Source organism: Pantoea rodasii (genome assembly GCF_002095465.1).
Classification (GTDB): Bacteria; Pseudomonadota; Gammaproteobacteria; order Enterobacterales; family Enterobacteriaceae; genus Pantoea; species Pantoea rodasii.
This window is the reverse complement of the sequence record NZ_MLFP01000086.1, coordinates 586,200-600,155: the sequence shown is the minus strand read 5'-3', so window position 1 is coordinate 600,155 and position 13,956 is coordinate 586,200. Positions and strand designations below refer to the sequence as shown.

The following is a 13,956-nucleotide window of genomic DNA, read 5'->3' as shown; positions in this document are numbered from 1 at the left end:
TATATTTGGTTTGCATCTTGTGCTAACGCAGGAGGTTGAATACTGTTGCTAAAATAATGAGATACCGCCTGCTCAGCATTTCCCCGGAGGAAGTTTCCATGACCGATGAACAAGGGCAAACGTTGCTATACACCTTGTTTGGCACAACCAGCCCTCATTGGCGTTTAACTTCAGATAGCGATGCTTTGCATTTTGCCGAAGATGAGAATGCCAATACCAATTTGGCGGTCCCACTGACTCCCGCACAGGCAAGTTTGCTGCGTGCGATGACGGTTATTACGTCCAGTATCAACCTGACGCTCTCCCTGCACGGATCGCCCGTTCCCATGCATTTTGTCGGCCGCAAAGTGAACCAGTCAACCTGGGCTGGCACCTCTTCCGCATGGGGCGATACTTCCTCTGTGGCGCGCGATTTAACCCTGGGTTTGTCCTTTGCGGAACAAGTGGTTTCGGAAGCCAACTCGGTGATTGTGATCCTCGATCAGCGAGGCAATATCCAGCGATTCAACCGCTTAAGCGAAGAGTATACCGGCCTGAAAGAACAGGAAGTGATCGGACGTAACGTGTTTCAACTGTTTATGACCAAACAGGAAGCGCAGGCTTCGCGACGTAACATCTCAGGCTTCTTCCGGGATGGTCACTCCTACGAAGTAGAACGCTGGATCAAAACCAAAAAAGGTCAACGACTGTTTCTGTTTCGTAATAAGTTTGTTCACAGCGGTAGCGGGAAAAATGAAATTTTCCTCATCTGTTCTGGAACCGACATCACAGAAGAACGACGCGCTCAGGAACGCCTGCGCGTGCTTGCCAATACCGACACGGTGACGGGTTTACCCAACCGCAACGCTATCCATCAACAGATTAGTCTGGCACTGGAACTGGCCAATGGCAGTCAAACCGGCGTGGTTTACCTCGATTTAGACAATTTTAAGAAGGTCAACGACGCTTACGGCCATATGTTCGGCGACCAACTGCTGCAAGCCGTGTCGCTGGCGATTCTCAGTTGCCTGGGCAAAGACCAGACGCTGGCGCGTCTCGGCGGTGATGAGTTCGTGGTACTGGCGGAGCACACCAGCCAGGCGGCGCTGGAGGCCATGGCATCGCGCATTCTGGAACGCCTGCGTCAGCCGTTCCGCGTGGGCCTGATCGAGGTCTACAGCGGCTGCTCGATTGGTATCGCCCTCGCCCCGCTTCATGGCGAAGACCGCGAAAGTCTGATTCGTAACGCCGATACGGCGATGTATCACGCCAAAGAGAATGGGCGCGGTAAATTCTGTGTATTCGCCAACGAGATGAATCAGCGCGTTTTTGAATATCTTTGGCTCGACACCAACCTACGTAAAGCGTTGGAGCTGGAGCAGCTGGTGGTCTATTACCAGCCCAAAGTGGATCGCGATGGCGAAGTGCGCAGTGCTGAAGCGCTGGTGCGCTGGAACTCTCCAGAACGCGGTCTGGTACCACCCGGCGATTTCATCTCGTACGCCGAAGAGTCTGGCCTGATTGTTCCGCTAGGCCGCTGGGTGATGCTCAATGTGCTACAACAAATTGTTCAGTGGCGCAGCGAGGGTATTTACCTGCGCGTGGCGGTGAATGTTTCCGCCAAGCAGCTGATTGATCAGAGCATTTACACCGATCTGAAGCAGGCGCTAAGCGAGGCCGGCCTCACTGATTGCCCTATTGATATCGAGTTAACCGAGAGCTGTCTGATTGAGAACGAAGCCGGTGCACTGACGCTGATGAAACAGTTTCAGGAACTGGGCGCTCAGGTTCATCTCGATGATTTTGGTACAGGCTACTCCTCTCTTTCCCAACTTGCTCGCGTGCCAATTAATGCCATCAAGCTGGATCAAAGCTTCGTGCGCAATATCAACAAACAGCCGGTAGCTCAGTCGCTTGTGCGTGCCATTGTGGCTGTGGCCAAAGCCCTTGAGCTGCAGGTGATTGCTGAAGGTATTGAAACCAAAGCCGAAGAAAAATTCGTGATGTCCAACGGTGTTGATGGGCGTCAGGGTTATTATTATGCAAAACCAATGCCCGCAGAACAGCTCGGGCATTGGCTGGCTAAGCATCCTGCCCGCGTTTAACGCTGGTCTCGGTTATCCGGCTTTGCGCAAGGATGCGCTATGACGGTTTTGAAGTTGTACCAGTCGTTCCATGTATGCAATGTCTTTTGGCTCCAGTGTAAAGGCGTAATCTACCCAATCCTCCGTGATGTCCATCAGCTCGGCTCGTGACAGTTGCAGCACGCGCTGACGCGCCTTCAGCATGGCGCGTACGCCATTCAGTTTCGGACGTAAGGTATCGATATAGGTACGCGTCGTACGATACGCATCACCCGGCTGGAAGACTTTATCCACCAGGCCACGCGTCTCGTACCACTCTGCACTGTGCGATTCTCCTTCACAAATCAGCTCTTCAGCCAGCTTCATGCCGGACCGACGCGCCACCAGTGAATAGCCACCCATGCCTGGGAACAGATTAAACGCAATCTCAGGGAAGCCCATGCGTGCACTGTTCTGCGCCAGAATGAAGTGATGCGCCAGCGCCGCTTCAAAGCCACCACCCAGCGCACTCCCTTCAATCATCGCCAGCGTTACGGCTCCAGTATCAAAGCCACGCGCAGCCGAATGGATGCAATCCACACAGGCGCGCGCATAGGCCCGCAGCGCTTCACGACGGTTGTTGCGAATGCACTCCACAAAGAAACGTAAATCCCCTCCGGCGTTGAACATCTGCGGCACCAGCGAACCGGTTACCCAGAAATCAATCGGCAAACCAGAACGTTGAGCGGCATAACTCAGGTTCATGATTTCCTCAATTAATTCGTGGTTGAAACTCGGGCGCGGTTGCGCACGCAGCATCATCCACATGGTGTGACGACCTTCCTCATAGTAAGCCGCCAGCTGGGTGGTTTGTCCGACTTCGGTAAACAATCTGCAAGTTGGTTGGTTAATTACTGTCATAGTCTCATCCTCTAGTTATGTGATGCGTTAAACGCCACATCAGCGTAATCCAGAGTGAGGCCAGACCAAATGAGAGATTGATTTATAAAGTAAAATCCAGAGATATCCCCGACACCCGTGCCAGGGAAAGATTAGCGAGCTTACTTGATGGCTGCGTGCTATCCCACTGCCACATGAGAACGCCTAACGCGTTTTGCAAAGACTGCGCTGAACATCGACCCAATTCAGAAATCACCATAACCGATGGCGCAGTCAGTACAATAGCGATTGGCGCGACCAGTCTTGACTGCGGATCGGATGACAAATCTCGCGCTCTCAGGCAGATATTGGCGGCTGGAGAGATTTAATTTTGCCCGTACCAGGCATTTTTTCCATGCTTACGCAGATAGTGGAGGTCGAGCAGATTCTGCGATATGGCAGGGAGTTCACTGCGTAACTGTTCCGTATTAAGCGCCATATAGGCGACCTCTTCGAGCACCACCGCACTGTGCACAGCGGCATGCGCGTCTTTTCCCCAGCTGAAGGGACCATGGGAGTTGACCAGCGCAGCGGGAATGTCACTCGACTTGATACGACGCTGAGCGAAGGTTTCAATAATGACCTGGCCGGTATTCCACTCGTATTCTTGTTGGATCTCCTCGCGCTTCATCGCCCGCGTGCAGGGAATCGTGCCGTAGAAGTCATCCGCATGCGTCGTACCGAGTGCAAGGATATCGCGTCCTGCCTGTGCCCAAATCGTGGCATGCCGAGAGTGGGTATGCACGATACCGCCAATCTCCGGCCAGGCGAGATACAGCGCGCGATGGGTTGCCGTATCAGATGACGGACGTAGCTCCCCTTCCACCACCTTGCCGCTCGCCAGCTCCACGACCACCATATCGTCACGCTGCATATTTTCGTATTTCACGCCCGATGGCTTAATCACCAGCAGGCCAAGATCGCGATCAACGGCACTCACGTTGCCCCAGGTAAAGGTGACCAGGTTGTAACGCGGTAAATCCAGGTTAGCTTCCAGCACCTGCTGCTTGAGCGATTCCAGCATGATTATTTCTCCTGCGAACTGTGATAGCTGAATTGTGCTGAACCAGGGGAGAAAACGTTATGGAGCGAATCGCTGTAAAAGCAGCGGAAAGTCGCTGAGGCGAGAAAAGTGTGGTGTGAATTAAGAATTATCTATCCACATTGAGGAATGTTTGGCACTTCGGGATGAAGTACTTCATTGCGCAACATCTATACTTACAACGTTGCCTCTGTACATACAATCAAGGAGAAAGAGATGACGACAACAATGAAACGTATGACCGTTGCGGTATTAGCTGCCACGCTGGTTGTTGCCTTGAGTGGCTGTTCGAACTGGTCAAAACGCGACCGTAACACCGCTATTGGAGCGGGTGCGGGAGCAATCGGTGGTTCCGTTCTGACTAACGGTAGTGCACTGGGTACAGTAGGTGGTGCGGCCGTTGGCGGTATTATCGGCCATCAGGTCTCTAAATAACGATAATGATTTAGGCTACGCAGCGCATCTACCTCACAACGGGCCGCACAGTGTGCGGCCCGTTTTTAATTAGCCACCGGCTAATTTCACTTTCATTCCTTTGGCTTCGAGCAGGGTTTTCAATAAATCGCGCTTATCGCCCTGAATCTCAATCACGCCATCCTTGAGCGAACCTCCGCAGCCGCACTTTTTCTTCAGTTCTGCAGCCAGCTTGTCGAGCGCATCGTCATCCAGATCGATACCCGTAATCAGACAGACGCCTTTGCCTTTTCGCCCGCTGGTCTGGCGCTGAATGCGCACAATGCCATCGCCTTTCGGGCGCGGCGCTTTTTCTTCTTCCTGTGCGATGCGGCCAGTTTCAGTGGAGTAAACCAGCCGGTTGTCCTGAGCCATTAGACCTCCTGAAGACTTTGCAGGATTGTGTGCAGTGTCGCAGCCGGATCGTTGGATTGGGTGATCGGACGCCCAATCACCATGTAATCCACGCCAGCCAGTTTTGCCTGCTGTGGCGTCATGATACGGCGTTGATCGCCCGCATCACTGCCTGCCGGACGGATCCCCGGTGTGACCAGTGCGAAATCCTGACCAATCACCTGTTTAAAGTGCGCGGCTTCCTGAGCGGAACACACCACGCCGTGCAGTCCACACTCGCGGGTTAAACGCGCTAAACGTTCTGCCTGCTGAGCCGGGGAAAGCGTGATGCCAAGGCCTTTAAGATCGTCTTCATCCATGCTGGTCAGTACGGTAACCGCAATCAGCAGAGGCGCATCTTTGCCAAAAGGCAGCAACGCTTCACGTGCCGCGTTCATCATGCGTGCCCCGCCGCTGGCGTGAACATTGACCATCCACACACCGAGATCGGCCGCAGCAGCGACCGCATGCGCAGTGGTATTGGGGATATCATGAAACTTCAGGTCGAGGAAAACCTCAAAGCCACGTGATTGCAGTGTTTTCACCAAAGAGGGACCAAACAGCGTGAACATCTCTTTGCCCACTTTTAGACGACACTGGCTCGGATCAATGCGGTCAACAAACTGCAGCGCGCTATTGAGATCATGATAGTCGAGTGCCACCAGAATAGGTGAAGGGGTTACAGGCATAACGTTTCCTCAAAGGCTGGCACCCGCAGGCGCGATGGACAAACGGCAAGCATTCTACCCGTGCATCCCCTTCCCGACAATCTCGCTGCGACGAAACCCTGTTGATTGACTGAAGGGTGCACAATGCTGAGGGCTGCTATAATAATCAAAGCCTATAGTATGTTGTAACTATGTCGCATCAAATATAAAAAAACGGCCATTATTGGCCGTCGAGTCCACGGATCGGTTTCACTGAAGACCAGGCGCGGCAGGATGGGCAATGCCAGTACAATGCATGCGCGGTAAAGCCACATTTCTGGCAACGATAGCGCGGTTTAGTGCGAATCTGTTCACCCACCATATCGCGCAACACCATCAGGCTCTCTTTCGCGCGGCCATCTTCAGCTTCATGCAGGTGGAAGTCCATTAAGCGATGGAACACGCGCATGGTTGGGTGGCGCTGCAACTGGCGATTGATATACAACTGCGCCGCTTCCGGCCCCTGCTGCTGTTCGAGGATATCAGAGAGATACAGCTCGGCTGCTGCACCGGTATTCTCTTCCACACAGCGCTGTAAAAACTGTGCCCACTCCTCAGGCTGATTCAGACGCTGATAGCAGGTTTCCAGCATTGATAAGGTTTCACTCACCAACTCTTTATCTTGATCCAGCACGCGCTGCAGGCGAGACGTTGCTTTGGCGTATTCACCCTGCTCCATAAAGATGCGGCCCATCATGATGGAAACGCGCGCGCTTTGGTGATCGGCCGATTCACCCTTCTTCAACAGGCTCATGGCGCGATCGAGATCGTCACTGCTCAACGCCTGCAGGGCAAGTTCGCAATAGAAATGAGCAATTTCGCCCTTATGCTTGTCTTTACCGAGTTTGATCAGTCTTTCGGCTACCTCAATGGCTTTCTGCCAATCGCTGGTTGCCTGATGAATCAGTATCAGCTGTTGCAGCGCACCGATACGGAAGTCGGTTTCATCAATCAGCTGGCTAAACATGTCTTCGGCGCGATCGTAAAACCCTGCGGCCATGTAATCGCGTCCCAGTTGCTGGATAGCCAACAGGCGCTGTTCGTAACTGAGGGAGGCGCTTTCCATCAACGACTGGTGGATACGGATGGCGCGGTCAACTTCACCGCGAGAACGGAACAGATTGCCGAGCGTTAAATGCGCTTCAACTGTGCCGCTATCCTCCTTCAACATATCGAGAAAGAGATCGACAGCTTTGTCCTGTTGATTGGAAAGCAGGAAGTTTACGCCGGCAACGTATTCACGTGACAGGCGGTTCGCTTCCTGTTGCTTATCCTGATGTGCACTGCGACGGCCCATATACCAGCCATACGCCGCAGCCACCGGAAGAAGCAAAAACAGCAATTCAAGCATCGAAACTTAATCCCGACGACCAGCAGTAGAAGAGTGCGTCACAGCCGTTGATTGTTCGTTCTGTGCCTGCATGCGTTTCAGCTTGCGCTGCGCATGGGCCAGAGAAACACGTATCCGCAACCAGAAAAGACCACATATTGCCCATCCGAGCAGGAATCCAGCACCAAACAGGCTGGCCAGCAATGTTGAAATGCGGAATTCGCCCTGCGCCAGCAGATAGTTAAAAGTGACGATTTGGTCGTTATGCGCTCCCAGTGTGACGGAGATGATAAAAATGACCAAAACCACGAGAAAAATCAGCAAATATTTCACAATGCGTCCTGTCGTGAGGTTATCCAGTAGAAGTATGCCAAAAAAGTGCCGCCGATGCTGCTTATCAGCGCATCACTTGGTGCATTTTCTGTAAGCGCAATCAATCATATGGGGGCGCATGCAGAAATTACAATGCATCATCACGCTGTGCGATCTCCTGCTGCTCTTCGCGTGGAACGGTAAGCGGACCGCAAAAACGTTGCGCCAGCCAGGTCGCCACGGTCACCAGCAGCCAGGAAATTAATGTGGCGATCACTAAATCGCGCGGCCAGTGCATCCCCAGCAGCAAACGGCTCCCCATCACCATGGTTGCCCAGGCAAACAGCACCACCACGGTAATAATGTGACGTCGTGGCCACAGCAAGCCAATCACCAACAGTGCCCAGCTGGCGGCAAACATGGTGTGTCCTGAAGGAAAGGCAAAGCCGGTTTCAAAGGCCCAGTGGTTTTTCAGCCATTGCGGCAGCTGCGTGTCATTAGCCAACAAGGTCGACACCAGCTGACTGCGCCCCTGACGGTTTTGCTGATAAAACTCCGCTTCATCAATGCCGTGGCTTTTCTCCAGCCAAACCACATAAGGCCGGGGTTCCTGAACCTGCTCTTTGATGAAGGATTTAGTGTACTGGCCAGCGAGAATCGCGCCGTTCATAAAGATAATCAGCAAAATGGCGGGTTTTAACCGAAAGCGTAAACACCATAACACCCAGCCACTGAGGATAAGGCTGGTGAGCACCCCCCACGGGCTGGTGACGGTTTCGGTCATCCAAAACAATACCCGTAAAAATGCGCCACTTTCGCCCGGTTGCCATTGCCAACCGGAGAGCCAGACGCCAACCGGCATGATGATTAACAAAAGCATTCCTAGGGTGGTGCGTTGCGCTATTTTAAACATCCGTTTCCTTTTAGATCCGCCCAAAACAGCGCGGCGTGCATAACTTTAGCTGAAAAAAGAATAACATACCCGTTGCAGCTTAGATAATTGTGCTTTATCACTACAATAACTCTGACTGATTAACGGCCCGGGTACAGGTTGTGGCACAATATTGTCAGTTTTGTCGGGCCAATCGGGCCCGTGCGTTATCATGATGATAGCGCATCCTCTGAAGGTTCTGGAGAGTCACATGCAGCTTAAACGGGTAGCAGAAGCCAAACTGCCCACGCCATGGGGAGATTTCCTGATGGTTGGTTTTGAAGAACTGGCAACCGGCCAGGATCATGTCGCGCTGGTTTACGGTGATGTCAGCGACCACAATCCCGCTCTGGCGCGCGTTCACTCCGAGTGTCTTACCGGTGACGCGTTGTTCAGCCTGCGTTGCGACTGTGGTTTTCAGCTAGAAGCGGCACTCGCTGCTATCGCTGAAGAGGGTCGTGGCGTGCTGTTATATCACCGCCAGGAAGGTCGCAATATCGGTCTGCTGAACAAGATCCGTGCTTATGCCCTGCAGGATAAAGGGTACGACACTGTGGAAGCGAATCATCAGTTGGGCTTTGCCGCTGATGAGCGTGATTTCACCCTGTGCGCCGACATGTTCAAGCTGTTGGGCGTCAATGAAGTTCGTCTGTTAACCAATAACCCACGCAAAGTTGAGATTCTGAGCGAAGCGGGAATTAACATTGTTGAGCGGGTACCTCTGGTCGTTGGGCGCAATCCCAAAAATGCGCACTACCTCGATACCAAAGCAGAAAAAATGGGTCACCTGCTGCCAAAATCATAAAGCAGACAGTAAAAGCCGGGAAATCTCCCGGCTTTCTCTTTAGTTCAGCATGTTACGTATCACATAGTGCAAAATACCGTCGTTCTGATAATACGTCAGCTCGTTGCCGGTATCGATACGGCAGCGTGTTTCCAGCGTCTCTTTTTTACCATCGACGCGCGTCAACGTGACATTGACTGTACAACCTGGTTTCAACTGGGAAAGGCTTTCGACATCAATGAACTCCTCACCGGTTAATCCCAATGTTTTACGCGTCACGCCTGCAGGGAATTCCAGCGGCAGAATCCCCATACCAATCAGATTAGAACGGTGAATACGCTCAAACGATTCTGAAATAACGACGCGTACGCCTTGCAAGCGCGGTCCCTTCGCGGCCCAGTCACGACTGGATCCAGATCCATACTCCTTCCCGGCGATCACCGCCAGCGGCACGCCTTCGGCCTGATACTTCATGGCCGCGTCATAAATCGCCAGCTGCTCATTGCTGGGGAAGTGTTTGGTATAGCCCCCTTCCACGCCCGGCACCATTTCGTTGCGAATACGGATGTTGGCGAACGTACCTCGCATCATTACTTCATGGTTACCACGGCGCGATCCGTACGAGTTGAAATCGGTACGCTCGACACCGTGGGAGAGCAAATAGCGTCCGGCAGGGCTTTCCGCTTTGATGCTGCCGGCCGGTGAAATGTGGTCAGTGGTGACTGAATCACCGAGCATCGCCAGAATGCGGGCACCTCTGATATCCTGAACCGGTTCCGGCGTTTTTGCATGTCGTCAAAGAACGGCGATAAGCGAATGTAGGTTGAGCCTTCATCCCAATCGTAAGTCGCCGCTTCACTGACTTTGATTTGTTGCCACTCTGGCGTACCGTCAAAGACTTCAGCGTACTCTTTATGGAACATGTCGCTGGTGACCTGCTGCACCGCAGCGGCAATCTCATCCGGCGATGGCCAGATGTCTTTCAGGAATACATCATTCCCCTGCCGATCCTGCCCAAGCGGCTGGCTTTGCAGGTTTAACTTCATGTTCCCTGCCAGCGCGTAGGCTACCACCAGCGGCGGTGATGCCAGCCAGTTGGTTTTGATCAGGGGATGGATGCGCCCTTCAAAGTTACGGTTACCTGATAACACCGCGCCGACCGTGAGATCACCCTCTTTAATGGCGCTTTCAATCTCATCCGGAAGTGGGCCGGAGTTACCAATGCAGGTGGTACACCCATAGCCCACGAGGTTAAAGCCCAGTTCATCTAAATAAGGTGTCAGTTGTGCCACCGCGAGATAGTCCGAGACCACTTTTGAACCCGGCGCCAGCGAGGCTTTAACCCAGGGTTTGCGCATCAGACCACGCTCAACCGCTTTTTTGGCCAACAGGCCAGCCGCCATCAATACGCTGGGATTCGAGGTATTGGTACAGGAGGTGATCGCGGAGATAACCACCGCGCCGTCTTCTAACTGATAACTTTCACCGGTCTCGCTGTCGAGATAGTTGACCGATTTATGCGCTTTTTGCGCGTGATTCACTTCAAGCTCATTACTGGCGTCAAAGGCAGCTGGGACATCACCTAAAGAGACACGATCCTGCGGCCGCTTCGGCCCGGCAAGGCTGGATTCAACCTCTGCCATATCCAGCGCTAAGGTGCTGGTGAACACCGGTTCATCGCCAGGGTTACGCCACATACCCTGTTTTTTGGCATATTCGCCGACCAGTTCGACCTGCTCGGCATCACGGCCAGTTAACGTCATATAACTCAGGGTCACGTCATCGATTGGGAAAAAGCCGCAGGTTGCGCCATATTCCGGCGCCATATTAGCAATGGTTGCGCGGTCAGCCAGCGGAAGATCCGCCAAACCGTCACCATAGAATTCGACAAATTTGCCTACCACGCCGTGTTTACGCAACATCTGCGTCACGGTTAATACCAGATCGGTGGCGGTGATGCCCGCGCGGAGTTTGCCGGTGAGTTTAAAGCCCACAACATCGGGAATCAGCATGGAAACCGGTTGCCCCAGCATCGCGGCTTCCGCTTCAATTCCGCCGACACCCCATCCTAAGACGCCAAGTGCGTTAATCATGGTGGTATGGGAGTCTGTACCCACTAAAGTATCCGGATAAGCCACTTCCTTCCCGTCTTGGGTTTCATGCCAGACTGATTTTCCGAGGTATTCCAGATTCACCTGGTGGCAGATGCCGGTGCCGGGTGGCACCACGCGGAAGCGATTAAAGGCTTTTTGCCCCCAACGCAGAAATACGTAGCGTTCGTGGTTGCGTTCCATTTCCAGGCGTACGTTTTCTTCGAATGCTTCTTCATCACCAAAGTGATCCACCGTCACCGAGTGGTCTATAACCAAATCGACCGGTGATAACGGATTCACTTTGGCTACATCGCCACCGAGGCGTTTCACGGCTTCACGCATTGCGGCGAGATCCACCACCGCCGGGACGCCGGTAAAGTCCTGCATTAATACGCGTGCTGGGCGATAGGCTATTTCGCGATCGGCATGGGCATCTTTCTGCCAGGCAACCAGCGCCTCGATATCTTCTGCGGTAACGGAATCGCCATCCTGCCAGCGCAGGAGATTTTCCAGCAGCACTTTCATTGATTTGGGTAAGCGATCGATGTTGCCCAGTTGCTGGGCGGCTTTAGGCAGGCTGTAGTAATAATATTTTTTTGCCCGAACGGCCAGCGTATCCTGACTTTGCTCGCGTAACGTAAACGACATAGCTCCTCCTTTTATGGGCCTCTCTTTAAACCTCAATAACCACAAGGTTTAGAGTAAAGATAGACCACATTGTCGTTAACGATTTGATAACAACACGAAATGACACATAAAGGCACAAACAAAAATGCCCCGACGTTTGTCGGGGCATTAATAAAAGTCATTACAATTTGAGTTATTGGATTACATCATCGCCCACACGGCGGCAGCCCAAAATGCAAATGAAAAGGCATATACGCTAAACCATGAAAAAGTCGTTGTATTCATTGAGGCACTCCCTCCCGGATTTCGGGCAAAAAAAGTCCATCGTCTTCAGCTTTGTACTGATGACACCGTTTTTTTAATGCTGAGTGTTAAAGGACGGGCTTTTAAACTGCCCACCGGATAATCCGGCAAAGAGAGGTATAGATGTCTATATATAGAACAGAACGCAAACTGCGTTATTTCGACTTCGGATCCATGAAAGATTCGATAAAGTTACGCTGATTCTCACTCAGTTCCCACGACGCAGGAATCGCCACAGGCTGTTCAGCGCTCTTTACTTCTTTCGCTTTGCACGTTGACGTGTTCGGCTGACGCGCAGAAACCGGAGACTTACGGCTGAGTGTATTTGCCCACATGGCTTAACCCCACATACGCCAAATCATCAATGCCACCACTACCCAGAACAGTGCTGAAGCAGCGAAGACGGTCAACCAAGCTTTGCGACGCACGTTACCTGAGCGTTCAACCTTGGCGGTTTTAGTACGGAAATCTTGTTGTACAGTCAGTCTAGTATTCATAGTTTTTGATAATCACTCTCAATAAAACGATTGTTGATAACGATTAAGATTTAGGACGAATCCTAAACTTGTTAAGTCCGAAAATCCAGTTATTTTTATTGAGCACAACGATTAACGCTATTTATCAAAGCCCGAATAATTGATGAGATAAATTTAATTACTGATCAAACTATTCATCTAATACATACATTGTAAATTTGAGTTAAAACTTAATTAGTACCAATCTAAATTTGAGTTTAATTTAAAGGACCAGTCAAAAAGCCCTTCTTCATCAGTTGTTAACTGGAGTATGGGAATATTCCTGGCGGTCCGCAAAGTAGCAACGTAAAAAATGTGTACTGTTTCTCATTTAAGAAATAACAATGAAAAAACATGTGATCGATGTTTCATTTACAAAAAAATAATGAATTTTTTTGAGAATCTTGTGGCGCTAACCGGGGCGGGATTCAGAAGGTGCCCACTGGACACCTTGGCAAAATAATGACTTAGGGGATTATTTGAAGGGTAATTTGATATCGCGGAACATGGCTTCGATGTCATCATTCGTCCGTAATGCGACCGCGGCATCCACGACATCACGGGTCAAATGCGGTGCAAAACGTTGAATAAAATCATACATATAGCTGCGCAGGAAGGTACTGCGTCTAAAGCCAATTTTGGTTGTACTATTAGTAAAAATTTCTGAAGCTTCTATCCGCACCAGATCAGGATCGGAAACCGGGTCTACCGCCATACTCGCAATGACACCCACACCCAGCCCTAAGCGAACATAAGTTTTGATCACATCCGCATCGGTGGCCGTAAACACGATACGTGGCGTCAATCCTGCCCGGTTGAACGCGGTATCCAGCTCAGAACGGCCGGTAAAACCAAAGGTGTAAGTCACCAGAGGGAAGTCAGCAAGCTCTTCGATCGTGACATTCGATTTACCTGCCAGTGGATGATCGGGCGTCACGACAATGGCGCGATTCCAGTGATAGCAAGGCAGCATAATCAGGTCGTCGTACAAATGCAGTGCTTCTGTCGCAATGGCAAAGTCAGCATTGCCCTTTGATACGGCTTCCGCAATTTGTGTGGGCGAGCCCTGGTGCATATGAAGCGATACGCGCGGGTAGCGCTCGATAAACCCTTTAATCACGCCAGGCAAGGCATAACGCGCCTGAGTGTGGGTGGTGGCAACATACAGTGAGCCTTTGTCAGGCCAGGTATGCTCCCCTGCTACCGATTTAATTGCATCAACCTTTGATAGCACTTCGCGCGCGATACGGATGATTTCTTCACCCGCTGGCGTTACCTGAGTGAGGTGTTTCCCGCTACGCGCAAAAATCTGCACGCCGAGTTCATCTTCCAGCATACGGACTTGCTTACTGATGCCCGGCTGCGAGGTATATAACCCCTCGGCGGTGGATGAGACGTTGAGGTTGTGATTAACCACTTCGACGATGTAACGCAACTGCTGCAATTTCATAGTTATATCTTCCCGGTAGCGACAGAGGAGCAATC

Annotated in this window: 15 protein-coding genes; 3 read left to right on the top strand and 12 right to left on the bottom strand. The window is 51.8% G+C overall.

The window, feature by feature from the left end; translation table 11 throughout:
- Window positions 1-98 precede the first annotated feature (98 nt).
- Window positions 99-2,084 (top strand): cyclic di-GMP phosphodiesterase, encoded by a 1,986-nt coding sequence (gene pdeR / locus HA45_RS26210; RefSeq protein ID WP_100700614.1) that lies wholly within the window; start codon window positions 99-101, stop codon window positions 2,082-2,084.
- A gap of 12 nt (window positions 2,085-2,096) precedes the next feature.
- Here the strand turns inward: pdeR and HA45_RS26205 are convergent, their stop codons facing one another.
- Both HA45_RS26205 and HA45_RS26200 read right to left on the bottom strand, forming a co-directional pair.
- Window positions 2,097-2,963, bottom strand: coding sequence for a crotonase/enoyl-CoA hydratase family protein (locus HA45_RS26205; protein ID WP_100700615.1), 867 nt, complete (start codon window positions 2,961-2,963; stop codon window positions 2,097-2,099).
- Window positions 2,964-3,306: 343 nt separating this feature from the next.
- The gene (locus tag HA45_RS26200; RefSeq protein ID WP_100700616.1) at window positions 3,307-4,005 is read right to left on the bottom strand and encodes an L-ribulose-5-phosphate 4-epimerase; all 699 of its coding nucleotides are present in this window, start codon (window positions 4,003-4,005) and stop codon (window positions 3,307-3,309) included.
- Window positions 4,006-4,239: 234 nt separating this feature from the next.
- Here HA45_RS26200 and osmB point away from each other — a divergent pair, with 234 nt between their 5' ends.
- On the top strand, window positions 4,240-4,458 hold the full coding sequence (osmB, locus tag HA45_RS26195; protein ID WP_034821457.1) for an osmotically-inducible lipoprotein OsmB: 219 nt from the start codon (window positions 4,240-4,242) through the stop codon (window positions 4,456-4,458).
- A 69-nt stretch (window positions 4,459-4,527) separates the two neighbouring features.
- On the opposite strand, the gene yciH is transcribed toward osmB, so the two are convergent.
- From yciH to pgpB, 5 genes are all read right to left on the bottom strand, one after another.
- A complete protein-coding gene (gene yciH / locus HA45_RS26190) occupies window positions 4,528-4,851 on the bottom strand; it encodes a stress response translation initiation inhibitor YciH (RefSeq protein WP_100700617.1) in 324 nt (107 codons plus the stop codon).
- Complete coding sequence (pyrF, locus tag HA45_RS26185) at window positions 4,851-5,558, bottom strand: orotidine-5'-phosphate decarboxylase (protein WP_100700618.1); 708 nt, start codon at window positions 5,556-5,558, stop codon at window positions 4,851-4,853. Before pyrF ends, yciH begins: the two co-directional genes overlap by 1 nt.
- A gap of 199 nt (window positions 5,559-5,757) precedes the next feature.
- A complete protein-coding gene (gene lapB, locus HA45_RS26180) occupies window positions 5,758-6,927 on the bottom strand; it encodes a lipopolysaccharide assembly protein LapB (RefSeq protein ID WP_100700619.1) in 1,170 nt (389 codons plus the stop codon).
- Between the two features lie 6 nt (window positions 6,928-6,933).
- Window positions 6,934-7,239, bottom strand: a complete 306-nt coding sequence (locus HA45_RS26175) for a LapA family protein (protein WP_100700620.1) — start codon at window positions 7,237-7,239, stop codon at window positions 6,934-6,936.
- A gap of 127 nt (window positions 7,240-7,366) precedes the next feature.
- A complete protein-coding gene (pgpB, locus tag HA45_RS26170; protein WP_100700621.1) occupies window positions 7,367-8,131 on the bottom strand; it encodes a phosphatidylglycerophosphatase B in 765 nt (254 codons plus the stop codon).
- A gap of 229 nt (window positions 8,132-8,360) precedes the next feature.
- Between pgpB and ribA the strand changes: the two genes are divergently transcribed.
- Window positions 8,361-8,954: a GTP cyclohydrolase II gene (gene ribA / locus HA45_RS26165; protein ID WP_100700622.1), complete on the top strand. Its 594-nt coding sequence runs from the start codon at window positions 8,361-8,363 to the stop codon at window positions 8,952-8,954.
- Window positions 8,955-8,993: 39 nt separating this feature from the next.
- Here ribA and HA45_RS28540 read toward each other — a convergent pair whose 3' ends face one another.
- The 5 genes from HA45_RS28540 to cysB form a co-directional block, all read right to left on the bottom strand.
- Window positions 8,994-9,593 carry a hypothetical protein gene (locus tag HA45_RS28540; protein ID WP_244563542.1) on the bottom strand — a complete coding sequence of 200 codons (600 nt, stop codon included), beginning with the start codon at window positions 9,591-9,593 and terminating at the stop codon, window positions 8,994-8,996.
- Window positions 9,524-11,674, bottom strand: coding sequence for an aconitate hydratase AcnA (gene acnA, locus HA45_RS26160; RefSeq protein ID WP_244563541.1), 2,151 nt, complete (start codon window positions 11,672-11,674; stop codon window positions 9,524-9,526). The genes HA45_RS28540 and acnA overlap by 70 nt, the downstream gene beginning before the upstream one ends.
- A 437-nt stretch (window positions 11,675-12,111) precedes the next feature.
- Window positions 12,112-12,291: a YciX family protein gene (locus HA45_RS26155; protein WP_100700624.1), complete on the bottom strand. Its 180-nt coding sequence runs from the start codon at window positions 12,289-12,291 to the stop codon at window positions 12,112-12,114.
- Between the two features lie 3 nt (window positions 12,292-12,294).
- The gene (locus tag HA45_RS26150; protein WP_071845610.1) at window positions 12,295-12,453 is read right to left on the bottom strand and encodes a YmiA family putative membrane protein; all 159 of its coding nucleotides are present in this window, start codon (window positions 12,451-12,453) and stop codon (window positions 12,295-12,297) included.
- A gap of 493 nt (window positions 12,454-12,946) precedes the next feature.
- A complete protein-coding gene (cysB, locus tag HA45_RS26145) occupies window positions 12,947-13,921 on the bottom strand; it encodes an HTH-type transcriptional regulator CysB (RefSeq protein ID WP_100700625.1) in 975 nt (324 codons plus the stop codon).
- Between the last annotated feature and the right edge of the window lie 35 nt (window positions 13,922-13,956).

Bases quoted from the DNA above. Each gene is read 5' to 3' on its own strand.
- pdeR (WP_100700614.1), top strand. From the start codon at position 99: ATGACCGATGAACAAGGGCAAACGTTGCTATACACCTTGTTTGGCACA.
- HA45_RS26205 (WP_100700615.1), bottom strand. From the start codon at position 2,963: ATGACAGTAATTAACCAACCAACTTGCAGATTGTTTACCGAAGTCGGA.
- HA45_RS26200 (WP_100700616.1), bottom strand. From the start codon at position 4,005: ATGCTGGAATCGCTCAAGCAGCAGGTGCTGGAAGCTAACCTGGATTTA.
- osmB (WP_034821457.1), top strand. From the start codon at position 4,240: ATGACGACAACAATGAAACGTATGACCGTTGCGGTATTAGCTGCCACG.
- yciH (WP_100700617.1), bottom strand. From the start codon at position 4,851: ATGGCTCAGGACAACCGGCTGGTTTACTCCACTGAAACTGGCCGCATC.
- pyrF (WP_100700618.1), bottom strand. From the start codon at position 5,558: ATGCCTGTAACCCCTTCACCTATTCTGGTGGCACTCGACTATCATGAT.
- lapB (WP_100700619.1), bottom strand. From the start codon at position 6,927: ATGCTTGAATTGCTGTTTTTGCTTCTTCCGGTGGCTGCGGCGTATGGC.
- pgpB (WP_100700621.1), bottom strand. From the start codon at position 8,131: ATGTTTAAAATAGCGCAACGCACCACCCTAGGAATGCTTTTGTTAATC.
- ribA (WP_100700622.1), top strand. From the start codon at position 8,361: ATGCAGCTTAAACGGGTAGCAGAAGCCAAACTGCCCACGCCATGGGGA.
- acnA (WP_244563541.1), bottom strand. From the start codon at position 11,674: ATGTCGTTTACGTTACGCGAGCAAAGTCAGGATACGCTGGCCGTTCGG.
- HA45_RS26155 (WP_100700624.1), bottom strand. From the start codon at position 12,291: ATGTGGGCAAATACACTCAGCCGTAAGTCTCCGGTTTCTGCGCGTCAG.
- HA45_RS26150 (WP_071845610.1), bottom strand. From the start codon at position 12,453: ATGAATACTAGACTGACTGTACAACAAGATTTCCGTACTAAAACCGCC.
- cysB (WP_100700625.1), bottom strand. From the start codon at position 13,921: ATGAAATTGCAGCAGTTGCGTTACATCGTCGAAGTGGTTAATCACAAC.